This window comes from Bradyrhizobium zhengyangense (assembly GCF_022012435.1).
Classification (GTDB): domain Bacteria; phylum Pseudomonadota; class Alphaproteobacteria; order Rhizobiales; family Xanthobacteraceae; genus Bradyrhizobium; species Bradyrhizobium zhengyangense.
The window spans coordinates 90,363-115,933 of record NZ_JAKLUA010000011.1; the positions used below are offsets into that span (position 1 = coordinate 90,363).

A 25,571-nucleotide genomic window follows, 5' to 3' on the forward strand; every position below is an offset into this window, starting at 1 on the left:
AGAGGAAATGACAGGCGATTTCGAGGAAACGTTCGTTCTTATCGTAGGCGGAGGACCCGTCGGGCTGACATCCGCGATCGATCTCGCGCAGAGGGGGGTACCTTGCATTCTGATTACGGAAAACCTCGAGACGGCGACCCAGCCCCGCTGCAATTTCGTGAATGCACGCACTATGGAGCATTTCCGTCGTCTCGGACTGGCGGAGGAAGTTCGCGCGGCGGCGCCGCTTGCCAAAATGCATCCGCGCGTAGCCTTCGTCACGCGCTTCTGCGGCCACGAATTCGGTAACATCGATCTGCTGAAGACGCGCCTTAGTGAAGGGCAGCTCGGACCGGAGTCCGGCCTGTCCATCTCCCAGCTCTTTCTGGAGCCGCTGCTGCGCCGACATGCCGAGGCCTCGGAGTCGGTCGACGTGCGCTTCGGTACACGCCTGGTCGCGCTCGGTGGGGAGGACGGCGCTCCGATCGCAACGGTCGAAGACGTGCGCACGGGAGTGCGCAAACGAATCCGGTCTCGGTACGTCATCGGTGCCGATGGGGCTCGGAGTCCGGTTCGTCGTCACTTCAACATTTCCATGGCGGGCGACGACGGGCGCATCGACAATGCGTTCGTCTCCGGCACCATGATCACGTATTTCGTTCGGGCCCCGACTCTGCTGGAGGAGAGCAGGCGTGCGCCGGCGACCATCACCTGGATCATAAATCACGACCTCCGCGCGTTCGTTTTTGCCCAGGACGGCCGCGAGCGCTGGATCATTCATTATCAGGTTCCGGAAGGCCTCGGCTGGGAGCAGGTCCGCAGCGACGAGGTGATGCGGTCGATATTCGGCAAAGACCTTCCGTACGAAATCCTCGCGGAGGGGCCGTGGACCGGCGGTTTGTCTTTGGTTGCCGCGGCATACCGGGCAGGTCCCGCTTTCCTCGTTGGCGACGCGGCGCACCTCTACACACCTCTAGGTGGCTTCGGCATGAACACGGGCATCGGAGATGTCCTGAACCTGACTTGGAAGCTTGCGGCAGCATACTCGGGGTGGGCCGGTCCCAACCTCCTGGATTCGTACGAGGCCGAGCGGAGATCCATCGGTTTGAGGAACTCGAAGATCGGCATCCACTGCTCGAAACGGAAAGGCAAGTGGCTGATCCCGCCGACCATCGAGGATGAAGGCGAGGCCGGTGCGCGTGCCCGGAAGACGTTCGGGGATTTCGTGGTCGTAGACGATCTCGACGAATACGACACGTCCGGACTGCAGTTGGGCGAGCGGTACGAATCCTCCCCCATCGTTTGTGCCAATGGCACTGCCGCGCCTCCGGACACATGGAGCAACTACAAGCCCGCCGACTTTCCGGGAGCGCGTTCGCCCCACTTCTGGCCGTCGCCCGGACGCGGCTTCTACGATCTGTTGGGTCGAGACTACACCCTTGTCGATTTCGAAAGCGGAGAACCTCTCGAGGCGTTGCTCGAGGCCGCGAAGCTGCGGAGGCTCCCGCTGTCGGTGGTCCGTTGTCCCGCTCCTGGCCAGCCCTACCAATCCAAACTCGTTCTGGTCAGGCCCGACCAGCACATCGCATGGCACGGAAACGCTCCACCGGAGGATCCGACGGCTGTGATCGACCGGGTGCGCGGAGCTTGACGAACCAAAACGAACGAAAAAGCGGGAGGGAATATGGGAATCGGAGGACAAGTCGTCGTTCCGTTCGATGGGTCCGCTCCGGTCGATAGCCGACCGGACGGCCGCAGGATCGACTTGGACGAATTCGTGGAAGGCCGATCGATCGGCGCCTTCCACCTCAATGTCGTGCTTTGGCCACTGCTGGTCACGATCGCAGATGGTTTCGATCTTGTCGTAATGGGCTATGCCGCCCCCGAGATCATCAAGATATTGAACTTCGATCGGAGCGCGATGGGCGTCATCCTGAGCTCCAGCCTGGTCGGAATGCTGATCGGCACTCCGATAGCCGGCTATCTCGGCGACCGTTTTGGCAGGAAGCCTCTGATCGTTCTGTCGACATTGCTTTTCGGCCTAGCCACGTGCTCGACCGTGCTGGCCGCTTCCGTCGCGCAGTTCTGCGCTCTTCGTTTCGTCGCGGGAGTCGGCCTTGCCGGGATCATCCCTAACGCGACCGCGCTCGTATCGGAGTTCATTCCACGCCGCGTCCGCGGTGCCTTCCTCATAGTCGTACAGCTCGGCGTGCAGATCGGAGGCATAGTACCCGGCCTCGTCGCCGCGTATCTGGTCTCCCGCTACGGCTGGGAAGTACTTTTCCATATAGGAGGCGCCGCTCCGGTGGTGCTGGCGACGGTGCTCGTTTTCGTACTGCCCGAGTCCATCAAGTACCTGTCGCTCGTTCCATCGAAGCGAGCGGAGCTTCTCAGGATCGCCAGGGCTCTCGACCCGAGGGGCCACCTTCCGGACGACGCGGTTTTCGCCTTGAAGTCCACGGGCTCGAGGGGAGCCTTGTCCCCGCTCGTGCCGCTTCGAAACGGCATGCACATCATCACACCGCTCCTCTGGCTACTCGCGGTGGTCAATTTGTTCACGACCCTTCTGATGGCGAGCTGGGCTCCGACGGTCTTGCGTGACATTGGACTTTCACCCGAAGCCGCCGCGCTCACGGCGACCCTGTTCGGTCTCGGAGGATTGATCGGAAGCTTCATGCTTACGGTGGGGTTCAATCGCTATGGTTTTCTCGTCATCGTCGCTTTCTACATCGTCGCGATCCCCTCGATGGCGCTCATCGGCCAGCCGTTCGTCGATCGCGGAGTCCTGCCGTGGTTGGTTCTTGTGACCGGCATATGCGTTGCCGGTACCCAATCCGCGATCAACTCGGCTTTCGGAATGTTATATCCAACCACCATCCGGTCGAACTGCGTCGGGTGGGGAATGGCGATCGGCCGCCTCGGAGCGATCGGAGGCCCTCTGTTCGGAGGCTTCCTGATGTCCAAGCAACTCTCCGGTACCGCTTTCTTCGAAACCGCCGCGTTGCCTCTCGTATTCGGCGTCCTGATAGCTGGCGTGCTGACGTACGCCTGCCGGCAGAGGTTCGGAGGCTGGACTTTGGATGAAAGGGCAAAGGGGGAGGCATGACCGCTCCATTCGAAAACAATCGCTGGATGTCTTCGCCGCCGAACGAGATAGCAGAAAGAATAAGAGCCTTGGGGCCGGTGATAGATCCGCCCGGAACCGCGCGGATCTACGCAGACATCCTGGCTCACCAGCCGACCGACGGAGTCGACGTCATTCCCAACATCCGCTACGGAAACGGGACCAGGCAGTCGTTGGACGTCTATCGGCCGGTTGCGACATCGGGTTCGGTGCCTGTGGTGCTGTTCTTCCACGGTGGCGGCTACAGTCGCGGCGACAAGTCCGATAGGAGCAATGTGGGTTACTTCTTTGCCCGCAACGGGGTCACGGCCTTCATCGCGAACTATGGCCTTGCCCCGGAATGCAAGTGGCCGTCTGGGGCACGCGACGTGATTGCTGCCTTGAGGTGGGCCCAGGAGAATGCGCAAGATCATGGAGGAGATCCGAGACGAATATGTCTGCTCGGAGAATCGGCGGGAGCCGCGCACGTCGCTCTCGCTTCCTTCGTCTCCACCTTCCACAAGGGGCGACCTCTCCGAGCGGCCGGCGTGGTTCTGCAGTCCGGGTCTTACAACGTCGCTCTCGAACGCGTCGCGGCTGCGGCTTTCGGTATACCTTCTCCCGACCTGCGCAATCAGGCCTATTTCGGCGAGGAGACTGCCCGATATTTGGAGATGTCGACGACCCGTCTGATAGATGCCCCGGACGTGCCGACCTTGATCACCTACGCGGAATACGATCCGGTTCCGATGCAGGTGCAAGCCGGAGAACTATTCGCCACCTTGGCGCTGCGGGCGTCCCATTGCCCCCTGCTACTCCGGTTGTTGGGCCATGGGCATATCTCTCAATTCAGCTCGTACAATACGGTGGATACCAGCGTAAGCGGACGGGTGCTCGATTTCGCGAAGTCTCTGCCGAGAGTCCAATGATCCATGGAGAACTGCAATTCGGATCCGAACGCCGGCCTCAGTCCCGCATTGCGATGTCAGGGGGGCCATCGCTGAATTGCGAAGCCGAAAGCGAACGGGGCGGCGACTTCCAGGCCGCTCCACGAAAGCGCTCTATGACCACGTAGTCCAAAGCAAGCTTCATCTGAATTGACGGCGCTCTGTTGAGATACCCGGTCCTTTGGTGATGCCCACCAGAGCTCTCTTTCCAAGCGGCTTACCTAGAGCCTTACTGAGTAACACTTGCGCTATGAAGAGTAATACGAGCCGTGCCTCGGTTGTCCTGATAGTTCCTGTTGAGCGGCCCTTGGAGACGACGGTAATACTCCGGAGTGATGTCAGGCGGCAGAATGGTTGGAAGCGTTTGAACCGCGTCATTTACGTAAGGCAGACCTCTCCCGTTTCCGGGGCGACAAAGTCAGCAATGAGAAGGCGAGACAGATTTTGCTTTTGCCAAACCTCATTGGCGACGGGCAATAGAGCGTCCGGGATGGGGTCTAGAGTCTCCAAGTCGCTCTGTTCTTTTTGACGCCCAATAATCCCGGCATCATCCGACGTTTCTTCCAGCCGCTTTGGGCGTGCAGAGTGTCGGCTGCATCCCCTAGGTCTAGATTGAGCCCCGCATCGCTGGGTTCAAGGGGAAGCTCGCCGCCGCCACTGCCCCAAATAGTGAGAATTGGTTGAAACCAATTCGCGCCGTAAACGCGACGAAAGGGGAACAAAAGGAATCTCGGTCTGTCGTATGATCCGAATCCCATTACGCCGGACAAGAGAACACCATGGCACAGAATATCTACGACAATCCCGATTTCTTCGCCGGTTACAGCCAGCTTCCGAGACAAATTCGCGGTCTGGACGGTGCGCCTGAATGGCCCTCCATACGCGCGATTTTGCCAGCGATTTTCGGCAAGCGCGTCCTCGATTTGGGGTGCGGCCTTGGTTGGACGTCGCGCTGGATGCGCAAGCAAGGCGCAAACTCGGTGCTCGGCCTGGACCTCTCCGAAAACATGATCAGCCGGGCAAAGGCGGATACCAACGATCCAGAAATTAAATACCGGATTGCAGACCTGGAGACAGTGGAGTTGCCGCCGGCAGCCTTCGATCTCGCTTATAGTGCACTCACCTTTCACTATATCAGGGACTTCAGCCGTCTCGCGCGCATGGTCCACCAAGCGCTCACGCCCGGCGGGCATATCGTATTCACCATCGAGCATCCGATCTTTATGGCAGCGGTCCATCCGCATTGGATCGCCGACGAGGACGGGCGCAAGACTTGGCCAGTCAATTGCTATTCGATCGAGGGTGAGCGCCAGACTGACTGGTTTGCGAAAGGCGTAATCAAATATCACCGGACCATCGGCACGACGCTTAACACCTTGATCCGTGCTGGCTTCCGGATCTTAGCCGTCGAAGAGTTTGCCCCGTCCCCCGAGCAGATCACACAAACGCCAGAGCTGGAAGAAGAGTTGGAGCGACCGATGATGCTTCTGGTTTCCGCGCAACGGTAGCACCCAAAGTCAATTGTTCGGGTCGTTCGGCGCGCTTGTTGTCAATGACTGCATCGAGTCAATCAGTAATCTTCTCAAAGCCCTTGGCCATGCGCATTATGCAGATATCGCCATATTGACCAGGCGGACCAGCCGGCGGGTCGGGTCTTTCAGCGATTTTCGACTGCGGCCAAAGAACTCTCGGCCAGGACCTCGCGAAGCCACAACAGAAAGACCCCCGTCGCCGGGGATGCCTCTCGCCCAGGATTTGGGATGGCGAGAAAGCCGTTTGGGATGCGAAGCATGCGCGGATGCCTCCTAATATTGGGCTGTTGCGCCGTCGGCTTGGAATGAAGCGGGTGGTCGGGAATGCTGGTCGTTGAGATGACCGCCAGAAGTGCCGTGCGACGTTGCCTGCTTCAAGGAACGTCTCAGCACCCTCATGAATGATGCACCACCCGTCCCCTTCATCCGATGAGCGCACTGGCGCGTCGCAGAGGGACAAGGTAGCCATCTAGGACATGCGCACTCGTCCATGTCGGTCAATACTCGGAGAAGATTCGCTTTATCTCATGCGGCTTGTTGGTCCTGGTTAGGGCCAACGCAAGGAGGATGCGAGCCTTTTGCGGACTTAAATTGTCTGCGTTGAGGACGCCAAGCTCTAGGTAGTGGTCGCGTTCAATGACGCGCCCGTTCAGTGCGGCTGGAACGCATGATGATGGCTTCACCACCTGTCTTACGATAAGCCGCGACGGCCGCCTTCTCATTTTGGGATAGGGTCCCGGCACCCGCGCCGGCAATGACAACTCCTTTCGCGCCCGAAGCGAGAGCATCCCGGATCGGTGTTCCCGGTGCATCGGCGTAGGAGTAAACAATATGCACCGTCGGCAACTCGTTGATGTTCTTGATATCAAATTCAGAGTTGTTGCCATGACGACGGACAGGTGCCCGATAGAAAACAATCCTATCCGTATCGACATAGCCTAGAAGGCCAAAGTCTCCCGACTTAAAGGCCTCTAGCCGGAAGGTGCTGGTCTTGACAACCTCGCGAGCAGCGTTGATCTGCTCGTTCATGACCACCAGAGTTCCCTTGCCTGCCGCCTCTGGCTGAATGGCAACGCGAACTGCACTGTAGAGATTGTAGGGTCCATCCGTACTCATTGCAGTTGGGGGACGCTGCGATCCGACCAGGACCACCGGCTTGTCCGATTTCATCGTTAAATTCAGAAAGTAGGCTGTCTCCTCCAGGGTATCGGTTCCGTGGGTAACCACAATGCCCGCAATGTTCTCTTCTTTAGAACTGAGAAGACCGTTTGCAGTCTCAGCTAACTTTTTCCAATGACCGAACGAAATGTCTTGACTGCCAATGTTCGCAATCTCGATGACCCGTGTGTCCGCTAACTGAGCGAGTTCGGGGATGGCCTGAACGAGGTCATTGCCGGTAAGAAGACCGACCTCGTAGTCGGCAGGGCGAACCGACGAGTCGCCCTTGCCCGCGATCGTGCCGCCAGTCGTCAATACATATACTAATGGTAGTGACATGCTCGCCTCAGCTGTTTGCGGGGGAAAGGGATGCTTTTTCTCCGATGATTGTGGAGGGTCCAAGCCAGGGTAGCTGCGTCCATGCCTTCTGAACCATGGTCACTCTTCTGACGCCCTTCGGCACTGCCGGCCTGTAAGAGCCTGCTCCGAAGTTACGCCAGCTCACTGGAGTATCCACTGCCTGAATCGTTCCTCGCCTTCGGCAAGGTTCTTGCTCCAAGATTCGTTGTCGACCGGCACCATTTGCTTCAGATTGTCAGGATAGGTGGACATTATCGACTGACGTCTTTGCTCATAAACTGATATGCGTTCACATTAGACGGTCCGGCACCGATCTTGGCGCAACGAGCTGCCTGACTCTCTGGTTCCAGCGAGAAAACGATGAGACGTCGAGTCAGCTCGGCTTTGGGATTACCTTTCGGGATGACCCAGCCATAAGAGTTGTAAAATGCCTGATTCCAGCAAATCGCCAGCCCATCCCCTTGCGCGATCAATTGATAGGCCCGGTTCGAAAAAGTTGGCATAATATCGATCTCGCCACTGTGGAACAGCTGAGCGCCTTGTGGCGGAGTCGTCCACCAAGTCACTATCTTCTGATCTTGTCGAGTTTGTTGAAGGCGCGCTTCCAGCCGTCGTCAGTCTCAAGAACCTTGTAGATCTCCTCGCCTCCGGGCACCCCGTCAGCCCGCAAGGCAACTTCGCTGTCGTCGCGGCCGCCATTGCGAAGTGAACGAGCTCCTGGGATCGAAAAGTCCCACATGTCGGCGAAAGACGTCAGCTCCTTCTTGGTGGCAGAGGGAAGGCATACCAGAGCAATGGCAGAGATATATCTGGCATAAAGCTTGGATTGTGCCGCATCTCCTCGGGAATCTGATCGACGAATTCGCCACTCACGTTGAGCGGTTCTAGCAAATCCGCCTGCTGCCACTGCAGCGACTCATCGGCGCCGGCCCCGAAAACACAGTCCCACATGTAGTTCTTGGTCTCTACCATCGATTTGATCTGGGTGGTCGGACTAGCGCTACGGATTACGGGGACGACCTGGATTCCTGTGGCTTTCTCAAATGGCCCATAGAGAAGCTCACGATTGACTTCAGTCATCGCTCCTCCGGTATCCGCAACGTATAATGTCTGTGCGCCGGACTCCAGACTGTGGGCGCGGCCAACGAGGCAGTTGCGCGCGCCGTCCATTTTAAAAACGTCCTTCTGTTCATGGCGTTCCTAGAATTCCTGATTGCCCTTACCACTGTCGCGTTGGCTCTCGTTGCGGTCACGTGAGCGATAAGCATCACAGAGCGCACGACCAGCAGAAGCCAAGCGGAGACCGCGGCAAGAGAAGGGGTCGCGCGGTAAATCGCTTCTTCCCAAAGCTGCTTGGGCAGTGCGACGAAGGTGCCGCCGTGAGGCGCAGATTTTTGTGAGTTGCCGTGTTACGGGAGCTGCCATCGCCAACCTTCTCCGGGTTTCTTGCTGTTGGCGCGCAAGTCTGGCATTCCGCTTCGCGGTCGCCAGCGCTGCTTGACTACCAGACGCTATTTTCGTATCCAAACACCGTCAAGTGTATAATCAACAGCTTTGCCGAGCTTCTGAGATCGAATCCTCCAGGTGGAATTCCGGCAAGATGCGGCGGCTGTGGGCCGGCTGGAGCAACTGGGTGCTTCCCGAAACTCCGTGTCTCCGCCACGACCAGAAGTGCTGCGTTTTGGCCTGAGGCGACGGATGGACCATGCGGAGGAACAAGCGCGTGACCATGTTGGTGGTGACGCGCGATCTGGGTTTCGCCTGCAACTGGATGAGACCACGCGATGATGGCCAAGAGGCGAGCAGTAGATCGGCTCAGGCGTCGAAATGGCATTAGTGCGAAGAGCTAAGCCGTACGTGCGATGATGCAAGACCTCGGGATCGGATCGTCCCACAGGCCTCATCTTCGCCAGGTGCGAGAGAGGATCATGATGCGGCTTGCCGAGATGAGCGCCGACGAACTTCAGCAGATGCTCCGCCACGTGAGGGCGGAATACGATGCTATTCGCGCGCGCAAATTGAAGCTGAACATCGCGCGCGGGCGCCCGGGAGAAGAGCAGCTCGATCTGTCGAACGAACTGCTTTCGCTACCGAAACCCGATGATTGGATCACGGAAGCTGGGGACGATGCACGAAATTACGGGGGCGATCCGAAGGGACTTGTCGAACTCCGCCGCATATTCGCTCCCATCCTAGACGTTCCAGTGGAGCAAGTCGTGGTAGGAGGTAACTCCAGCCTTGCGATCATGCATGATGTAATTGTGTGGGCTCTTCTAAAGGGTGTGACAGCAATTGCGACCCCTTGGATGAAACAGGGAAGAATCGCGTTCCTTAGCCCCGTGCCTGGTTATGAACTGCATCATAACATGTGCATCGAGTATGGCATCGATCTGATTCCGGTCCCTGTCACGCCCAAGGGGCCAGACATGAAGGTGGTGGAGCATCATGTGCGGGATCCACGTGTGAAGGGCATGTGGTGCGTGCCGACTTATGCCAATCCGACGGGCGAAATATGGTCCGATGAAGTAATTGATCGACTGGCTGCGATGGAGGCTGCGGCCACAGATTTTCGGCTCTTCTGGGACGATGCGTATGTCGTCCATCACTTAGCCGATAACAGCAAGCCAGCTAAACGGATCTTGCCTGCTTGCGCGGCCGCCGGGAATGCGGATCGACCGCTTATGTTCTGGTCTACCTCAAAGATTACCTTCGCCACAGCCGGTATCGGCTTCTTCGCAGCTTCTCCCGCGAACGTTCGTTGGTTTCTTGACTGCGCCAAGCGGCGTGGAGCTGGTCAAGACAAGCTTAATCAACTTCGTCACGCGCGTTTCCTCAAGGACGCAGGGGGCGTGACACGACACATGAAAAGACACCGCGCTATTCTTGCTCCCAAGTTTTCCGCAGTGCTCCAAGCGTTCGAAAGACGTCTCGCAGGCAAAGGTGCTGCCGTCTGGACTCGGCCTGAGGGCGGTTATTTCATCAGCGTCGATACTATTGCAGGCGCAGCGCAACGAGCTGTCAGGCTGGCGGGCGACGCGGGAATCTCTCTCACTGCAGCAGGATCGACTTTTCCAAACGGGCATGATCCCAAGGACAGCAATATCCGCATTGCGCCAAGTTTTGCATCGTTGGAAGACGTGCGGATTGCAGCTGAGGCAATTGCAATCTCAATTCTGCTGGCGGCAGTCGAGAAGCAGCTTGGCATCAATGACAATGACTGAAGTGAACACGCAGCACAACTCGTCTCAAGCCATTTGTCTTCTGACCCGTCACCTCAGCGGCCACCTCGCCATCGATTTTTCGTCCGCTTCGCCGGAGGCTATCGGCCACGCCCAGTGTCATGTTATTGACAGGCAGCGCGACTGGATACAGTATAATTAATATGCATACATCAGGCTTGCTTGGTTGTGTCGGTGGCCGGCAAACCGGCTCGTTCGGGCCCGAAGCTAAGGCAGATCCTTAAATGGAAACCCACGCTCCGCAAACTTATCGCAGCGCCGCCAACCCCGGAGCGCGTTTGAAGCAAGTTCCTCTAGATTATCTTGACAACTACAAGTCTCGGTTCGATGCGATAACGGCTCCGCATATTCATGCGTTCGACAAGGCCCATCTAGTTGCGCTAACCGAAGGGGGCGCAATTAAGCGTAAAATCGGACAGCAACTTCTAGCCGGCCTGCGACAGATGGAGGCAGAAGGTGTTCTAAATGTTCATTCTAAGATGAACTCGGGCCTGCACGCGGGCGAACGATATCTAACAAAGCTTTATGGCAGTGAAATTGGTGGGCAGATCGCCACCGGGCGCAGTTCGGGAGATCTGAATGCCGTTTCTCGAAGGAGGGCGTTTGCGGCTCAGATCTGTTCAGCCTTGGATGGCATGATGAAGCTGCGCCATTCTCTCATAGAATTGGCGTCGAAACACATCGAGACCGTCATGGCGGGCAACACGCATGGCCAGCACGCCCAGCCAACAACACTGGCGCATTGGGCTCTGATGTTTGAACTGGTCGCAGCCCGGCATCAGCAGCGATATCAAGAAGCTCATGCTCGCATCAATCAGTCGCCTGCTGGCGCTGCCATCATGACTGGGAGCGATTTTCCGATCGATCGTCGGCGCTCGTCAGAGCTCCTCGGCTTCGATGGGCCCTTGCCCAACACTTTCGATGCGATCATCAGCCACGACATGGAGATCGAATATGCCGGTCTCATGGCAGGTTTAACGCATTCGCTCGCTCGCTTGGCCGATGATCTGCAGTTATGGTCGACATTTGAATATGGCTATGTCGAATTGCCGGATTATCTGTGTGGTACTAGCTCGATCATGCCGCAGAAGAAAAATCCTGATGGGCTGGAGGACATCAAGAGTTTGGCGACGCAAGCATCATCGGCCTTCCTGGCTGTAAGCATGTCCGAACGCGGACCTACTGGTTTTACCACCATGGAGCGGGTCAATACGGACAGTCAGCTCAAGGCCATTGGTGAAATGATTCCCGCACGACTGGATACTCTGTCGCGCCTTGTGGGCGATGTGCGCTTTGATGTCGCGAGAATGAGCTATTTGGCGGGTGCCAACTGGTGCACCGCAACGGACCTTGCTGCGGCCATAGCGCGCGAGACTGCGTTGGGGTGGCGTAAAGCGCATGAATTGGTCGCCGGATTCGTGGCGCACTGTTTCAATTGCGGAATGATGCCAAACACGGTGACAAGTGCCGACTTGGATGCAGCAGCAAATCAGCTCGGTTTTCCTGCACCAAGCCTTGACCCCCAACTGTTTCGGGAAAGCCTTAGTCCACTCGCTTTCGTTGGCCGACGTTCGACTTACGGCAGCCCGGCGCCCGCCAATGTGTGCGCGCAGATAAAGCTCGCTCGCGAGAGCCAGACCAGAGATGCGGAGCAGCAGGAAAAGCTGCGTTGTGTTCGCGAACGCGCCGCTAAAGCTCTTGATGAAGCCGTGAATGCCATCCTTGAGTAACATTGGGTGGTCGATATGTCCGGCCAGCATCTATCGCAACATGATGATGTATCCAAAAGGGCCGCAATAGAATACATTGTGCTTGACTGTTATGGGCGTCGTGCTCATTGTCTCGCGATCGGCGCAAACGGCCCGGCGCAGTTTGATGCTGTCAGCCCCGTCTTCGGTTGCCGATTAGTTCGTTCTTCGGGAGACCGCGGCCTTCATGGACCTGAAGCAGATCGAAGTTTTTTGCCGGAAGGCGGCTGAGCTCAATTTGCAGAAGATTGAGCTGAAAAGAGGGGACATTCGGCTGCTGCTGATCGCCGCCGCTGAAGTGACATCCGCTTTCACCAGCGCGCCGCTGTCACTGCAAAAAGCTGACAGTCTCGGTTCGAATCAAGAAGGTCATAAGATACGAGCTTTGACCGACGGAGTGTTTTATCGCTCGGATGTCCAGGGTGGTTCTCCTGCGGTTGAAGTAGGGCAGACAATCACCAAGGGGCAGATCGTTGCTGTCGTAGAGTCCATGAAAACACTGTTCCGTGTCGAAGCTGACAGAGCGGGGACGGTGCGAGCAATCCTACCCGACGACGGCCAGGTGGTTTGCGCGGGTGACACTCTTCTCGTTCTCGAGTGAGCAAATGTTTGACAAGGTGCTGATCGCCAACCGTGGGGAAATAGCCGTTAGAATGGAGCGCGCCTGCGGTGCCATTGAAGCGTTCAAAGCCGGCAGCGCGGACATCCGGTTTCTGAAGAATTGGTTGGCCGCTGGGCTGAGGCTGAAGAGAGCCACTTCTGCGGTGGCATCATGACGGGTCTTTGCGATTACATTCCGCAATTGACTGCCATCATGAGGCGCCATGGCTTGATCCGGCTGGAATATGAGGAAGGCGGCGAGTTTATAAACATTGAGCTTGCGGCGACGACCGACGAGAAGGTGCGAGCGGCGCCGCCGGCTACGGCAAATATTGTTGTTCGCGCGGTTGGGCCGGGAAGATTCTTACCAAGGCATCCCGCGGCGGCTTCAGCGGCGGTGCCGATGGGCTCGTCTTTAAACTCGGATGATATCCTCGGCTACCTACAGGATGATTTGATTCTAATCCCGATCAGAACGCCGCAGCGGGGGCGGTTGGTCACAATTCTTATCGAAGAAGGCGCCGCGGTTAGTTACGGCGCGCCCTTGTTCGAGATCCTTCCGGTAGACGTGGAGTAGGCGGCATCTACGAACGGCATCGGCGCACGGCGTTGGCATAGTATCACACCATCTACTCTACTCGGGCAGGTAGGAAAATGAAATATGATGTCGCAATTATTGGGGGCGGAGCCATCGGTTCCGCGGCTGCCTATTTTCTCAAGCTCATGGCGCCGGCTTCAGATGTCATAGTGATAGAGCGCGATCCGACCTATGCGATAGCCTCGACGCCACGGGCGTCTGGTGGCGTCCGACGTCTTTTCGCGCTTTCCGAGAATATCCAGCTTTCAAATTTCTCAATCCCCTTCTTTGAGTCATTTCCGAAGACGATGGCGATCGAAGGCGTGGATGCCGAGATCGGCTTTAAGAAAAATGGCTACCTCTTCATCGTGCCCCTTAGTGCGACGGGGATGTTGCGTCAAAATTACGACGCTCAACGAGATCAAGGTTGCAATGTCGTATGGCTGACGCCGGACGGTCTGAAAGAGAAATTCCCTTCGATGAACGTTTCGGACCTTGGCGCCGGCGTCCATTCTCCCGATGACGGCTGGCTGGATCCGCATAGTGTGCTGATGGGTTTTCGTAAGAAATCGCAATCTCTCGGCGTCAAATATCTTGCCGACGATGTGGTGGGGATGGACCGCGCCGCTCATGCTGTAACGCATGCCCGAGTGGCATCCGGCGCTCAGATTGAAGCGGATCAATTCATCAATTGCGCAGGAGCGTGGGCAAAGGAAATCTGCAAGCAACTGGGGTTCGATGTTCCAATCACCCCGCTGCGGCGTTTCGAACATTACTTCGAAACGCAAGAACCCATCGAGCCGCTGCCTTACCTCAAAGACCCCGAAAGATTAGCTTTCCGTCCCGAAGGCGCCGGCTATTCAGGCGGTGTTCCGACGCTCGCGGAACCGCGGGGCTATAATTTCGAGGTCGACTACGACTATTTCGAATCAGTTGTGTGGCCAGCATTGGCGCACCGTTTCCCGCAGTTCGAACGGACGAAATGCCGTTCAACTTTGCCGGGTCTCTATGATCAGAACGACTTCGACGGCAATGTCATCATCGGGCCGGGGGCCGATGGTCTGGGCAATTTCCACATGCTGGCGGGCTTCTCAGGTCACGGCCTGATGCATGCGCCCGGCTGTGGTCTGGCGATTTCCGAACTTATCCTGAAGGGACGATACGAAACGCTGGATTTAACTCGTTTCGGTTGGCAGCGACTGATCGACGACGCCCCTCTGCCCGAGCGCGGCATCATATAGTTTCAACGCTTTCCCCTGCCTGTGGGATTTGGGAGCTTTGCCTTCCAAGACCTTCCGATGTGACCGCGAGGCCGTTCTCCTTGAGGCGCCACGCGCCACGGACCGTGTGACCTCGAAACGGCGCTTTGGAACCCTTCCGTAAAACGCGATCGGCGATGCGAAATCAGTTGCGGTGTGGCAATATAAAATGTATCCAAAAACAATAGAAGGGATGCAAAATATGGCGAGCGTGAAAAGCGCCGAGGTCGCTATCATCGGGTCCGGTACGATTGGTATCGCGGTCGCCTACTATCTGGCCAAACACCACGGCATCACTGATATCGCGCTCATCGACCAAGGCCCTCCGATGGCCTTCACGTCCGCTCAGTCTGGCGAGAATTATCGAAATTGGTGGACCCATCCACTGATGGTTCGTCTCTCTGATCGTTCCATCCAGCTCATGGAAGACATCGCGCGAGAGTCGGGCAATCGGCTGAACATGACTCGACGCGGATATGTCTTGGCGTCGCGAAAGACAGATGCCTCCGAGCTGATCGAGGGATTGCGCTTCAGCTTGGGTGCGGAATTCGATGAGCAGGTACGGATCCATGAGGGTACCACGAGCCGCAGTTATCAACGACCCGCAGACGCTGACTGGACGCTGGCGCCACGAGGCTTCGATCTGCTTCGCAATCCCGAGCTGATCCAATCGCTGTTTCCCAATTATGATCGCGACCTGCGAACAATCCTGCATGTACGCCAAGCCGGCGACATTTCGGGGCAGCAGATGGGAGCCTTCATGCTGGAATACACGGGCAGCGTCGGCGCGCACCGCATGCAGGGCATGGTCGACGGCATTAAGGCGGAGCGAGAAGGCGGGTTTACTATCGCTTTTAAGGACGAGGGGACCTCTAAGACTCTCCGAGCGGTCAAGCTAATTAACTGTGCGGGTCCCTTTGCGAACGACATTGCCGCCATGCTCGACGTCGAGTTGCCCCTATTCAATGTGATGCAGCAGAAAATCGCCTTCGAGGATGTTCACAAGGTCATTCCTCGGGACATGCCGTTTTCGATCGACCTCGATGATCAAATGATCAATTGGACGGAAGAAGAAGCTAGCCTGCTTCGGGCCAGTGCAGACACTGCCTGGCTCACACAACCAATGACCGGCGCAATTCATTGCCGTCCCGACGGAGGAGACGGCGGCAGCTGGCTACGGCTCGGATGGGCCTACAACGAGAGGGCGCAGGTAAACGCGACCTGGGACGTTCCGCTGGACGACCGCTTTCCCGAAATTGTGCTTCGAGGGGCTTCGAGGCTCAACCCCGGACTCAGGACCTATATCGGACGGCTGACGCGCGGTCTGCATCATTATAGCGGCTGGTATACGCGGACCCACGACAATTGGCCGCTGGTCGGGCCCATGGGACCGGAAGGCTCCTATATGTGCGTCGGTCTTTCCGGCTTTGGCACGATGATGGCTTGCGCTGTCGGAGAGCAAACGGCCGCATGGGTTGCGGATAAGCCGTTGCCCGGATCGGCTGTCTTCACAATGGACAGGTTCACGGATCCTTCGTTGATCCCTGATCTGGGCTCGGTGGGCGCGGGGCTGCTTTGATGTCTGCGCCCGACCGATTGATGCATTGCTTGAGAGATACGCGCCTAGCGTTGGACTAGTTGGGAACTCCGATGAGTGACAGCCATACATTGCCCCTTGGTGACGTCGCGTTCGCTACGATCGGGGAGCTTTCGCGCGCATTGGCCACCAAGCAGGTCACGTCGCTCGAGATCACGGAGCGTTTTCTGGCGCGGATTGCGAAGTTCGACCCGCAGCTCCATGCCTTCGTCGCAATCTACGCGGATTCGGCTCGCGTAGCTGCCAAGACCGCCGATGCACGGCGTGCGGGCGGCAACGCTTTGCATATGCTGGACGGGATACCTTTCGCGGTCAAAGATCTATTTGATGTCAAGGGGAGACCGACCCGGGCCGGATCGCTTGCGACCGCATCGACCCCTGCGGAGAACACAGCCCACGCTGTTCAGCGCCTCCTCGATCGAGGAATGGTTCTCATCGGGAAAACGCACACCGTTGAATTCGCTTTTGGTGGTTGGGGGTGCAATCCCGTCTGCGGTACGCCGGTGAATCCCTGGGATACCTCGGTTGCGAGAGTACCCGGCGGATCATCCAGCGGATCGGGAGTCGCGGTCGCGGCGGGGCTCGTGCCGGTTGCGCTCGGGACCGATACCGGCGGCTCAATTCGTACCCCCGCATCGCTTTGTGGAATTGTTGGCCACAAGAGTACGCTCGGCTTGGTCGGCCGGGGCGGCGTCTTTCCATTGGCGCCGACATTTGACACTGTGGGTCCGTTGGCCCGCAGCATCCGGGATGCCGCGTTGGTACTCGATGCCTTGCAAGGGCGGGATCCCCAGGATCCCTCGACCTACGGAATTGGGCGCATAAATCCTCTTGGCGAGTTAACGGCTGGCGTCGAGGGCTTGATCTTGCGAGCGCCAACTGACTCTCAGCTCAAATTCGTCGACCCCCGAATTATGGACCTTTTCCATAAGGCACTGGGCGACCTCAAGAGACTAGGCGCTCACATAGATGTGCGTCCCATGCCTCGGAGTCACGAAGAATATGCGGCTCACGCATCCGGTATCACGGGGACCGAAGGCTGGAATGGGCTATCGCAATACATCGAGGGGCTCGACAGTCGAGTTGATCGTTTGATAGCGCAGCGAATGCGCAAAAGCAGTGGCATCAGCGCGAGGGACTATTTCGGCCTGCTTACAACCCGCCGCGAAATGCAGGTGGAATTCGATCGTTATCTGGAAGGCGCAGCAGCGTTTCTCTTGCCCTCGGCTCCGATCGTGACTCCAGAGATCGAGGGGGCGCACGAGCAAACCGCACCTTTTGGTCTCCTCGCCCGTATAGCCAATCTAATGGACTTGGCCGCTATATCGATACCCATGGGGCTCGCAGCCCTTATGCCGGTAGGTCTGCAAATTACCGTCCGCCGTTTTGGTGATGCAACGGCCTTCCGGATTGCGCAAGCGTTTGACCGCGAACGAGGGGGCGCCGTAGCAATCCCTCCCGGATACATATGAAACCGTTCGCGATCCCCCCAATGACTTGTCGCAGACCGAGCCCTTTTGGGGGGCTTGCCGAGTTTCGGGCATTGTTCGTGGCTTTCTGAAAATGAGGATTCCATTCGGAAATTACGATTTCGTCACATTCAGGTTGACACGAATGTGCCGGAGGCCCTTTAATCGTATCCTAAATTAACGTCTCGGATACAAATTGGGCCGCGGGCCCTCGCTCCCATGGCGGCCGGCGAAAAGAGGACGATGATGAGTGACGAGCAAGCCGCGGCACTGAGTCCCGAATCGGTCGTTGCGCAAATGAAGCAAAACGGCGTGTCGCATGTTGTTTGGCTGCCAGATAGCGAGACGAACTGGCTGTTCTTGAAAATGCAGGAGGAGCAATCGCTGAGCTTGGTCGGCGTCGCCCGCGAAGGGCATGCCTGCTCAATAGCGGCCGGACTTTTCGCAGGAGGAGCAAAGCCGATCGTGTTGGTGCAGAATACCGGCATGATGGAATCGGGAGATTCCATGCGCGGCTGGCTGCTCAATCTGAACGTTCCGGTCGTCTTCTTGGTTGGTTACCGCGGTTACACGCGGCACGGCGTCAATCACGATAGCGCGGCCGAATATACAGAACGCTTCCTGCTCGCTTTCGGAATCAAGTTCTACATGGTGGAAAGTAATGCGGACGCCGATCGCATCTCGCTCGCTTTCACCGAGTCTGAACTAACTCAGCGCCCAGTCGTCGTACTGATCGCCGACGAATTTCACGGTTTTAATTGAGGCGCGGGTCGATGATTTACACAAAAGATCTTGTCCACGCTTTCGCACCTCATCGCAGGAATGCGCTCGTCGTCTCGGGTCGCTCGGGTCAATATTGGTTGGACATCAGCGAAGGAGGTGCGGACCTTCCAGTCGGTGATCCTTCCATGGGCGGTCATGCCGGCTTTAGTTTTGGGCTCGCATTGGCCCAACCTGAGAAGCCGGTAGTCGTTTTCGATTCTGAGGGCGATCTACTAATGAACCTCAGCATCTTGACAACGATCGCCGAAAAGGCGCCTCGAAACTACTACTACTTCTTGATGGACAACGAATGCTATGCCACAACTGGTGGACAGCCCGTACCGAACGCGAAGAACGTTGCTTATGACCTTGTGGCTCGCGGATGTGGCATCAATCGCACTTATTTTTTCGATGATCTAGCCACATATACTGCCGCCCTGCCAGAAATCCTGGCGAAGGACGGGCCCGTCTTCGTCTGGAATAAGATCCACCCAGAAATCGAAAACCGTCCGCCAGGTCAGCGCGCGCCGTGGCGTAAGCGTAGTCCGGCAAAAGTGGTGGCCGACACACGAAAATTCCTCGGAGTGACCCGATGACTGGGCACACCCCAATAAGGCTGTTTATCGGTGGAAAATGGATCGAACGTAACGGCGCTCCGATATTGAACCCCGCAAACGAAGCCGTGCTGGGGATCGTTCCTATGGCAAGGGAGGCCGATCTTGCCGCTGCCGTCGATGCTGCAACGAACGGCTTCAACGTTTGGTCACTGACCTCAGCGGCCCGGCGATCCGAGATAATTCGTCAAGCCGCGGCGAACCTGCGTGCGAATGCCGATGTGGTGGCCCGCGATATCACTCTGGAGCAAGGCAAGCCGCTACGCGACGCGCAGACCGAAGTTCGGCGGGCATGTCAGGTGTTGGAATGGGATGCGGAAGAAGGACGCCGACTTTACGGCAGGACCATTCCGTCCGAGCCCGGGTATCGAAACACCGTGCAACTCTATCCGATTGGCCCTGTAGCGGCCTTTAGTCCTTGGAACTATCCCTTAAGTTCAGTCGCCCGGAAGGTTGGCGGTGCGCTATCGGCAGGCTGCAGTCTCGTCCTGAAAGCTTCTGAGGAAACACCGGCGGCTGCCGTGCATCTGGCGGAAGCCTTTGTGAAAGCCGGACTGCCAGATGGCGTGTTGAATTTGGTATTCGGCATTCCCGCAGATATCTCGCGCTATTTGATAGGACACCCGTCAATCAGACTGGTTGCGTTTACTGGCTCCGTTCCAGTTGGCAAGGGACTTGCCGCGCAAGCCGGAATGCATATGAAGCCCTGCATTATGGAATTGGGCGGGCATGCGCCGGTCATAATTTGTGACGATGTCGATCCGCTCGATTCAGCGAGCAGGTCGGTTGCCGCTAAAGCCAGCAACTCGGGCCAAATCTGTACATCACCGACACGCTGGTTCGTCCACGACTCCATTTATGGAGAGTTTGTCAACAACATGGGCGAGGCGGCTCGAAAAATTGAGGTCGGCAATGGCCTCGATCCGGCCACGCAGATGGGGCCCGTAGCCAATTCACGGCGCCTTGCTGCGATACAGGAACTCGTCAGCGAGGCGATCGCGAAAGGTGCCAGGCTTGTTGCCGGTGGGGAGCGCATCAAGAATAACGGCTACTATTGGCCTCTTACGGTATTGGCCGACGTGCCCGCGGATGCGCGTATTATGAAGGAAGAACCGTTTGGCCCAGTCGCACTCGTAAATTCGGTTACTTCGCTGCCAGACGCGATCAAGCGCGCCAACGAACTGCCCTATGGGCTTGCGGGTTACGCGATGACTCATTCGGCTGACTACGCCGGCTACATCGCCGACCACATGCAGGTCGGAAACCTTGCGATCAATCACTTCACGTCATCGCTGCCGGAGACGCCTTTTGGGGGAACAAAGGACTCGGGGTATGCGCGTGAGGGTGGGGCTGAGGGGTTGTTGAACTACACGATTGTACGCAGCATTTCATTCCTGGCGGGACCGCCCCGCAACTCAGTTCCTGCGCATCGTTAGAGCGGGCATACGAATGAAGCTCAAGATCGAAAACCTCTCGAAACGGTACGGTGCGTTCGACGCTTTGAAGCCGACGTCTCTCGATGTGGCCGAAGGAGAATTTCTGACTCTATTGGGCCCTTCTGGCTCCGGAAAGACGACGCTCCTAACCATGATCGCCGGACTAACCCCTCCAAACTCCGGCGAGATCTACATCAACGGTCGTCGAGCTACCAACGAGCCCGCGTTTTATCGGGATATTGGCATGGTCTTTCAGAACTATGCCTTGTTTCCTCATTTGAGTATCGCGGAAAACCTCGCATTTCCGCTGCGCATGCGGAAGATGCCGGAGGCTGATATACGCGACCGGGTAAAGTCGATGTTGGAGATCATCAGCTTACCTCACGTTGCCGAGCGTGTGCCCAAGGAGCTATCGGGTGGTCAGCAACAACGCGTGGCTCTCGCACGCGCAATGGTCTACCGGCCGTCGATCGTACTGATGGACGAACCTTTGGGCGCGCTGGATAAGAACTTGCGCGAGCAGATGCAGATCGAAATCAAGCATCTGCATAAGCGATTAAAGACGACCATCATCTACGTGACCCACGACCAAGAAGAAGCGTTGGCCATGTCAGATCGGATCTGTCTGATGAACGGTGGCGAGATCGAGCAACTGGCACCACCGAACGAAATTTACGATCGCCCCTCGACGGTCTTCGCCGCTAACTTCATCGGACAGTCCAATATCATGGCGGCTGGCGAAGTGAGCGATGCAAGCGGCAACGTGACGCCCATGCAGGCGGGAACGCGACTGATGGTTCGACCTGAATACGTTCGCGTCAACGCCGACGTCGTTCCCGCGCACCACCGGACCGAAGCGACGTTTATTGAGCGCATCAATATTGGGCCGACAACCCGGTACTTCTTCAAGTCGGCGTCCGATCGCGTCCTTTCAGCCCTTGTTCTGAATGCACAGGCTCCTCACGATATCGAGAACGGTCAACGTTGCATCTTGAGCTGGGCCGCCTCCCGGTCGGTAGAAATAAAGGATGTAGGAACGTGACAGATCGGACGACCATCCCGGGATCATGGCCGCGATCAGATCGGCGCCTACCTCTGAGCGAATTGCTAGCGCGCTGGCCGTTTCTTCAGATAGCACCGCTGCTGACGTTTCTATCCGTCGTATTTGTACTGCCTGTCGGCGGAATTCTTGTTCTCAGCCTCTTTGACGCTCACGGTGCGCTGACGCTAGAGAATTTTTCGCGAGTATTTAAGACCAATCTATACGTTAGCGTGCTCGTGCGAACGATTCAAACCGCTGCTTGGGCCACCGGGATCTGCCTGACGCTCGGTTACCCCGTTGCATATGCACTCTCCAAAGCAAATGCAGGGGTTCGAGCAGCAATCCTGACGTCCGTTCTGGTGCCGCTTTGGACTAGCTTTCTGATCCGCAATCTGTCACTGATTATTATCTTCGGTCGCCGCGGTTTGATCAACGTAACCGGCTTGAAGTTGAGCTGGCTCGATCATTCGATCGCCTTCCTCTACAACTGGAACGGCGTGATGATCGGCCTGAGCAGCTCGCTTTTGCCTTTGGCGATTATTACGATGTACTCCGTAATGGAGGGCATCGAGCCGAACTTGGAAAAAGCGGCGAGCACGCTGGGTGCCCGCCCCTCCCATGGTTTTTGGCGGGTCTATTTTCCTCTGTCGTTACCGGGAGTGGCGGCCGGCGGTATCTTGATCTTTGTGAGTGCTCTTGGGTTTTTCATCACGCCGCAGCTGCTCGGGAGTCCTCGGGAAACGATGATCGCTCAATTGATCATCGAACAAGTTACCGAGGTGTTGCACTGGAACTTCGCTGCGGCGATATCCGCCATGCTGTTGCTGGCAACACTTATTTCCTTCTTTCTGTTTGATCGGGTGGTTGGAATGCACATTCTGACCGGAGAAGAGGGCGACCAGCATCCGTCGAGACTGAACCGAATGCTCCGCCGTGGCGGAATGAAACTAATCAACGGAATTTCATGGATTACCGCCAGCTTCGGATTGGTCGCCGAAAAACTGACGGGACGGACGGTGAAGCTCAGGCAAAGGGTGAGTAGACCCATTCTGTCGATGGTTTCGCTGGCAATTGCGTTGTTCTTGATACTTCCGATCTTCTGTATCGTTCCGATTTCATTCTCTAACAGCCTTCTGTTCGGCTGGCCGCCCCAGGGTTTCTCACTCCGATGGTACACGTCGGTCCTTAGCTCACCAATCTGGGTATTGGCTTTCTGGCGATCGGTTGGCATCGCCGCCATCACCAGCTTGATGGCCATTGCCATCGCTATTCCGGCGGCACTATTTCTCGTTCGTCAAAAGACGAGGGCAAAGTTCCTGATAATTCTGCTGCTGACCATTCCGATTTTTCTGCCTCATATCATCACGGCGGTCGCGCTGTTCTACGCTTATGCCCGCTTCGGGCTGATTGGCACATGGGTCGGATTGATCATGGGGCATATGGTGTTTGCGCTGCCCTATGCCACGATGTCACTGATGGCCGTGCTCAAAAATTACAATCGTTCGTTGGACTATGCCGCATGGACGATGGGCGCGTCAAAATTCAAGACCTTCCGATATATCATGCTGCCGATCATCAAGCCTGGAGTTTATGGCGCGTTTCTTTTCGCATTCATCCAGTCGTTTGACGAAGTGACGATTTCTCTGTTTGTCACGGGAGGCAGCTTCACCACGCTTCCGAAGCAGCTATACCAACAGGCAGTGTACGGGGCGTCACCGGAGTTGGCAGCAGTGTCGACGCTACTCCTGGCGTTAATTCTCGGATTTATGCTCATAGCCAATTCCGTTGGCGGGACGTCCAGACGCGTGTAGCGCTTGCATCGGTTGGATGGGCCGACATTAGAGCCGTCAGTTCGAGGCAATGGTTAGTGAGGAGGCCAACAATGAATAGAAGGCAATTCGTCAAGATAGCTGCGCTATCCGGCGCGACTTTCCCACTACCCGCCATCGTCGGACGCGCATCGGCGGCCGGTGAGACCCTCTATGTTGCGGATGCGGGCGGTGCGTACACCGAGTCCTACAAGAAGGTTATCTATACGCCCTTTACTGCAAGCACGGGAATTGATGTCGTTCCGGTCGTTCGGCCAGCCCAAGCGCTGGCTCAGATGAAGACCATGGTGGAAACGCAGAACTATACGTTCGATGTGCATGGGGCCGCCGGTCTCGATGAAGGTGTCCGCTACGATGCTGAGGGGCTCAGCGAACGAATTGAGTTGCCGAGGTCAATATATGACGACCTTCCTGACTCCATCAGAAATGTTCCGGGCTTCTATCCGGACTCCGTTGCAGCGTTTGCGACGGTATATCGGCCGTTAGCGACAAAACGGGATCTGAAACGAGTTGCCGATATTTGGGACATGTCCATTCCGGGAGTTCGCTCGCTGCGTACTGGCGGTCGCGACAACATAGAATGGGCGCTTCGAGCGGATGGCGTTCCCGCGGGACCGGCCATTATCAATGAGCTGAAAACAAAAGCCGGGTGGGAGCGCGCATTTCGAAAATTGGATGAGATCAAACCGAAAATCCTGACTTGGTGGAGTACGGCCCCACAAAGCGCTCAGCTTCTGCAAGCTCAGGAGATCGATATTACAGCGACGTATGCGAACCGGGCTGCAACGCTGATCCGGCAAGGTGAGAACCTCAAAGTGCTTTGGAACGAAGGTTATTACACTGCCTATGGGTACGTCATCCCAAAAGGCAATCCAAAGGTCCATTTGGTGCAGAAGCTCATCGAGTTCTCATTGGATCCGAAGCGTCAAGCCGCGCTTGCTTCCGAGTTGATGCAAGGAAGCGCCTCGAAAAGTGCCTTCGAATTTATCGACAAGAAGGTGCTCGAGTACGTCCCGACGCAACCAGATAATTTCAAGCAGATGGTCCCGTTGGACGTGGCTTTTTGGGGAGAGAATCTCACGAAATCGAATGAGCTGTTCAATCAGTGGCTTGTGAAATGACGAATGATGATCGGCACTATCGGCAACGACCATCCCTTTGAACGCCCCGGGATGATTGCCTCCGACGACATTCGATGAAATCCGCGGTCGGCGTAAGTCGCTAACGGAAGGCCAGAAATGAACAGAAGAAAGTTTACTAAGACCACAATGCTGGCGGGCGCAACGTTAGCAGCACCCGCGATCATGGGTCGCGCTTCGGCAGCGGGCGAAACTCTCTACATTGCAGATGCTGGTGGCTCCGTATCTCAGATTTATAAGGAGCTCTTTTACACTCCTTTCACGGAGGCTACCGGCATCACGGTCGTTCCCGTGGTGCGAGCCGCGCAGCCGCTGCCCCAGATGCAGTCGATGGTCGACACGAAGAATTATATCTTCGATGCTTGCATTGGCGCAGGCATGGACGAAGCAGTTCGATATTTGGCTTTGGATTTGGTTGAAAAGATCACCCTTCCAAAACACCTGTATGACGACCTTCCGGTGGAGCTGAGGAACCTCGCCGGTTTTGTGCCCGACTCGATATCAGCCTATTCAACGGTTTATCGGACCTCCGCGACCGGGAAAGATCTGACTTGCGTTGCGGACATGTGGGACAAAGCGATCCCTGGCGTGCGGTCCCTCCGCAACAGCGGCCGGGACAACATCGAGTGGGCATTGCGCGCCGACGGCGTCAAGCCCGGCCAGGCCATCATAAACGAACTGAAAACAGATGCCGGTTGGATTCGGGCATTCAAGAAGCTCGATCAAATCAAACCGCGGATCGCTATGTGGTGGACGACGGCGCCGCAGAGCGCGCAGCTGTTACACAGCGGCGAAATCGACATTACCGCGACCTATGTCAACCGGGCAGCGGAGCTTATCGTGCAAGGAGAGGATCTTAAGATCCTATGGAATCAAGGCTATTACACCGCATATGGCTGGTCGATTCCGAAAGGGAATCCGAAGGTGGCGATGGTTCAGAAGCTCATCGAATTCACTCTTGATCCGAAGCGACAAGCCGCGCGTGCAGCGCGCGTCCTGAACGGAACGGCTTCGATCAGCGCCTACCAATATATCGACCCCAAGATCTTGTATTTGATCCCGACGCAGCCTGACAACTTTAAGCAGCTCGTGCCCCTCGATGTCAGCTTCTGGGGTGAAAACTTGTCCAAGTCGAATGAAATGTTCAACGCTTGGCTCATCAAATAAGAGGCTGCGACAGC

At 56.8% G+C, this 25,571-nt stretch carries 23 protein-coding genes; 19 read left to right on the forward strand and 4 right to left on the reverse strand.

Annotated elements, in window-relative coordinates; translation table 11 throughout:
- Nucleotides 1–7 precede the first annotated feature (7 nt).
- From L6637_RS28370 to L6637_RS28385, 4 genes are all read left to right on the forward strand, one after another.
- Nucleotides 8–1,630, forward strand: a complete 1,623-nt coding sequence (locus L6637_RS28370) for an FAD-dependent monooxygenase (protein ID WP_128929640.1) — start codon at nucleotides 8–10, stop codon at nucleotides 1,628–1,630.
- 114 nt (nucleotides 1,631–1,744) lie between these two features.
- Complete coding sequence (locus tag L6637_RS28375; protein ID WP_164933839.1) at nucleotides 1,745–3,085, forward strand: MFS transporter; 1,341 nt, start codon at nucleotides 1,745–1,747, stop codon at nucleotides 3,083–3,085.
- Nucleotides 3,082–4,011 (forward strand): alpha/beta hydrolase, encoded by a 930-nt coding sequence (locus tag L6637_RS28380; RefSeq protein WP_206733167.1) that lies wholly within the window; start codon nucleotides 3,082–3,084, stop codon nucleotides 4,009–4,011. The genes L6637_RS28375 and L6637_RS28380 overlap by 4 nt, the downstream gene beginning before the upstream one ends.
- 797 nt (nucleotides 4,012–4,808) lie before the next feature.
- Nucleotides 4,809–5,537, forward strand: coding sequence for a class I SAM-dependent methyltransferase (locus tag L6637_RS28385; protein ID WP_128929638.1), 729 nt, complete (start codon nucleotides 4,809–4,811; stop codon nucleotides 5,535–5,537).
- A gap of 521 nt (nucleotides 5,538–6,058) precedes the next feature.
- On the opposite strand, the gene L6637_RS42830 is transcribed toward L6637_RS28385, so the two are convergent.
- The 4 genes from L6637_RS42830 to L6637_RS28400 all read right to left on the reverse strand — a co-directional run bounded on the left by L6637_RS42830 (nucleotide 6,059) and on the right by L6637_RS28400 (nucleotide 8,159).
- Nucleotides 6,059–6,283, reverse strand: a complete 225-nt coding sequence (locus tag L6637_RS42830; protein WP_371746378.1) for a hypothetical protein — start codon at nucleotides 6,281–6,283, stop codon at nucleotides 6,059–6,061.
- Nucleotides 6,195–7,058: an asparaginase gene (locus L6637_RS28390; protein WP_128929637.1), complete on the reverse strand. Its 864-nt coding sequence runs from the start codon at nucleotides 7,056–7,058 to the stop codon at nucleotides 6,195–6,197. Before L6637_RS28390 ends, L6637_RS42830 begins: the two co-directional genes overlap by 89 nt.
- A 272-nt stretch (nucleotides 7,059–7,330) precedes the next feature.
- Nucleotides 7,331–7,687, reverse strand: coding sequence for an extracellular solute-binding protein (locus tag L6637_RS28395; RefSeq protein WP_128929636.1), 357 nt, complete (start codon nucleotides 7,685–7,687; stop codon nucleotides 7,331–7,333).
- Nucleotides 7,688–7,832: 145 nt separating this feature from the next.
- The gene (locus L6637_RS28400) at nucleotides 7,833–8,159 is read right to left on the reverse strand and encodes a type 2 periplasmic-binding domain-containing protein (protein ID WP_128929635.1); all 327 of its coding nucleotides are present in this window, start codon (nucleotides 8,157–8,159) and stop codon (nucleotides 7,833–7,835) included.
- An 848-nt stretch (nucleotides 8,160–9,007) separates the two neighbouring features.
- Here L6637_RS28400 and L6637_RS28405 point away from each other — a divergent pair.
- The 15 genes from L6637_RS28405 to L6637_RS28475 all read left to right on the forward strand — a co-directional run bounded on the left by L6637_RS28405 (nucleotide 9,008) and on the right by L6637_RS28475 (nucleotide 25,557).
- Nucleotides 9,008–10,300 carry an aspartate aminotransferase type Ic gene (locus L6637_RS28405; RefSeq protein ID WP_128929634.1) on the forward strand — a complete coding sequence of 431 codons (1,293 nt, stop codon included), beginning with the start codon at nucleotides 9,008–9,010 and terminating at the stop codon, nucleotides 10,298–10,300.
- Nucleotides 10,301–10,542: 242 nt separating this feature from the next.
- Nucleotides 10,543–12,048 (forward strand): argininosuccinate lyase, encoded by a 1,506-nt coding sequence (locus L6637_RS28410; protein ID WP_128929633.1) that lies wholly within the window; start codon nucleotides 10,543–10,545, stop codon nucleotides 12,046–12,048.
- Between the two features lie 205 nt (nucleotides 12,049–12,253).
- Complete coding sequence (locus L6637_RS28415) at nucleotides 12,254–12,667, forward strand: acetyl-CoA carboxylase biotin carboxyl carrier protein (protein ID WP_128929632.1); 414 nt, start codon at nucleotides 12,254–12,256, stop codon at nucleotides 12,665–12,667.
- A 4-nt stretch (nucleotides 12,668–12,671) separates the two neighbouring features.
- Complete coding sequence (locus L6637_RS28420; protein ID WP_164933826.1) at nucleotides 12,672–12,842, forward strand: biotin carboxylase N-terminal domain-containing protein; 171 nt, start codon at nucleotides 12,672–12,674, stop codon at nucleotides 12,840–12,842.
- A complete protein-coding gene (locus L6637_RS28425) occupies nucleotides 12,839–13,243 on the forward strand; it encodes an acetyl-CoA carboxylase biotin carboxyl carrier protein (RefSeq protein WP_128929630.1) in 405 nt (134 codons plus the stop codon). The genes L6637_RS28420 and L6637_RS28425 overlap by 4 nt, the downstream gene beginning before the upstream one ends.
- Before the next feature lie 77 nt (nucleotides 13,244–13,320).
- Nucleotides 13,321–14,484, forward strand: a complete 1,164-nt coding sequence (locus L6637_RS28430) for an NAD(P)/FAD-dependent oxidoreductase (protein ID WP_128955182.1) — start codon at nucleotides 13,321–13,323, stop codon at nucleotides 14,482–14,484.
- Between the two features lie 220 nt (nucleotides 14,485–14,704).
- On the forward strand, nucleotides 14,705–16,081 hold the full coding sequence (locus L6637_RS28435) for an NAD(P)/FAD-dependent oxidoreductase (protein ID WP_128955181.1): 1,377 nt from the start codon (nucleotides 14,705–14,707) through the stop codon (nucleotides 16,079–16,081).
- 71 nt (nucleotides 16,082–16,152) lie between these two features.
- Nucleotides 16,153–17,571 carry an amidase gene (locus L6637_RS28440; protein WP_128929628.1) on the forward strand — a complete coding sequence of 473 codons (1,419 nt, stop codon included), beginning with the start codon at nucleotides 16,153–16,155 and terminating at the stop codon, nucleotides 17,569–17,571.
- 243 nt (nucleotides 17,572–17,814) lie between these two features.
- Nucleotides 17,815–18,330, forward strand: coding sequence for a thiamine pyrophosphate-binding protein (locus L6637_RS28445; protein ID WP_164933841.1), 516 nt, complete (start codon nucleotides 17,815–17,817; stop codon nucleotides 18,328–18,330).
- An 11-nt stretch (nucleotides 18,331–18,341) separates the two neighbouring features.
- The gene (locus tag L6637_RS28450; protein WP_128929626.1) at nucleotides 18,342–18,926 is read left to right on the forward strand and encodes a thiamine pyrophosphate-dependent enzyme; all 585 of its coding nucleotides are present in this window, start codon (nucleotides 18,342–18,344) and stop codon (nucleotides 18,924–18,926) included.
- Complete coding sequence (locus tag L6637_RS28455) at nucleotides 18,923–20,380, forward strand: NAD-dependent succinate-semialdehyde dehydrogenase (RefSeq protein WP_128955180.1); 1,458 nt, start codon at nucleotides 18,923–18,925, stop codon at nucleotides 20,378–20,380. Before L6637_RS28450 ends, L6637_RS28455 begins: the two co-directional genes overlap by 4 nt.
- A gap of 13 nt (nucleotides 20,381–20,393) precedes the next feature.
- Nucleotides 20,394–21,422 (forward strand): ABC transporter ATP-binding protein, encoded by a 1,029-nt coding sequence (locus L6637_RS28460; protein ID WP_128955179.1) that lies wholly within the window; start codon nucleotides 20,394–20,396, stop codon nucleotides 21,420–21,422.
- Nucleotides 21,419–23,233, forward strand: coding sequence for an ABC transporter permease subunit (locus L6637_RS28465; protein WP_164933842.1), 1,815 nt, complete (start codon nucleotides 21,419–21,421; stop codon nucleotides 23,231–23,233). Before L6637_RS28460 ends, L6637_RS28465 begins: the two co-directional genes overlap by 4 nt.
- 71 nt (nucleotides 23,234–23,304) lie before the next feature.
- Entirely contained in the window at nucleotides 23,305–24,372 is a 1,068-nt protein-coding gene (locus L6637_RS28470) for an extracellular solute-binding protein (RefSeq protein ID WP_128929622.1), read from the forward strand.
- A gap of 117 nt (nucleotides 24,373–24,489) precedes the next feature.
- Nucleotides 24,490–25,557 (forward strand): extracellular solute-binding protein, encoded by a 1,068-nt coding sequence (locus tag L6637_RS28475; RefSeq protein ID WP_128929621.1) that lies wholly within the window; start codon nucleotides 24,490–24,492, stop codon nucleotides 25,555–25,557.
- Nucleotides 25,558–25,571: the final 14 nt, after the last annotated feature.

Coding starts and splice junctions, on each gene's coding strand:
- L6637_RS28470 (WP_128929622.1), top strand. CDS start 23,305: ATGAATAGAAGGCAATTCGTCAAGATAGCTGCGCTATCCGGCGCGACT.
- L6637_RS28425 (WP_128929630.1), top strand. CDS start 12,839: ATGACGGGTCTTTGCGATTACATTCCGCAATTGACTGCCATCATGAGG.
- L6637_RS28475 (WP_128929621.1), top strand. CDS start 24,490: ATGAACAGAAGAAAGTTTACTAAGACCACAATGCTGGCGGGCGCAACG.
- L6637_RS28455 (WP_128955180.1), top strand. CDS start 18,923: ATGACTGGGCACACCCCAATAAGGCTGTTTATCGGTGGAAAATGGATC.
- L6637_RS28450 (WP_128929626.1), top strand. CDS start 18,342: ATGATTTACACAAAAGATCTTGTCCACGCTTTCGCACCTCATCGCAGG.
- L6637_RS28435 (WP_128955181.1), top strand. CDS start 14,705: ATGGCGAGCGTGAAAAGCGCCGAGGTCGCTATCATCGGGTCCGGTACG.
- L6637_RS42830 (WP_371746378.1), bottom strand. CDS start 6,283: ATGAGAAGGCGGCCGTCGCGGCTTATCGTAAGACAGGTGGTGAAGCCA.
- L6637_RS28385 (WP_128929638.1), top strand. CDS start 4,809: ATGGCACAGAATATCTACGACAATCCCGATTTCTTCGCCGGTTACAGC.
- L6637_RS28405 (WP_128929634.1), top strand. CDS start 9,008: ATGATGCGGCTTGCCGAGATGAGCGCCGACGAACTTCAGCAGATGCTC.
- L6637_RS28370 (WP_128929640.1), top strand. CDS start 8: ATGACAGGCGATTTCGAGGAAACGTTCGTTCTTATCGTAGGCGGAGGA.
- L6637_RS28380 (WP_206733167.1), top strand. CDS start 3,082: ATGACCGCTCCATTCGAAAACAATCGCTGGATGTCTTCGCCGCCGAAC.
- L6637_RS28390 (WP_128929637.1), bottom strand. CDS start 7,058: ATGTCACTACCATTAGTATATGTATTGACGACTGGCGGCACGATCGCG.
- L6637_RS28430 (WP_128955182.1), top strand. CDS start 13,321: ATGAAATATGATGTCGCAATTATTGGGGGCGGAGCCATCGGTTCCGCG.
- L6637_RS28410 (WP_128929633.1), top strand. CDS start 10,543: ATGGAAACCCACGCTCCGCAAACTTATCGCAGCGCCGCCAACCCCGGA.
- L6637_RS28440 (WP_128929628.1), top strand. CDS start 16,153: ATGAGTGACAGCCATACATTGCCCCTTGGTGACGTCGCGTTCGCTACG.
- L6637_RS28400 (WP_128929635.1), bottom strand. CDS start 8,159: ATGACTGAAGTCAATCGTGAGCTTCTCTATGGGCCATTTGAGAAAGCC.
- L6637_RS28415 (WP_128929632.1), top strand. CDS start 12,254: ATGGACCTGAAGCAGATCGAAGTTTTTTGCCGGAAGGCGGCTGAGCTC.
- L6637_RS28460 (WP_128955179.1), top strand. CDS start 20,394: ATGAAGCTCAAGATCGAAAACCTCTCGAAACGGTACGGTGCGTTCGAC.
- L6637_RS28420 (WP_164933826.1), top strand. CDS start 12,672: ATGTTTGACAAGGTGCTGATCGCCAACCGTGGGGAAATAGCCGTTAGA.
- L6637_RS28445 (WP_164933841.1), top strand. CDS start 17,815: ATGAGTGACGAGCAAGCCGCGGCACTGAGTCCCGAATCGGTCGTTGCG.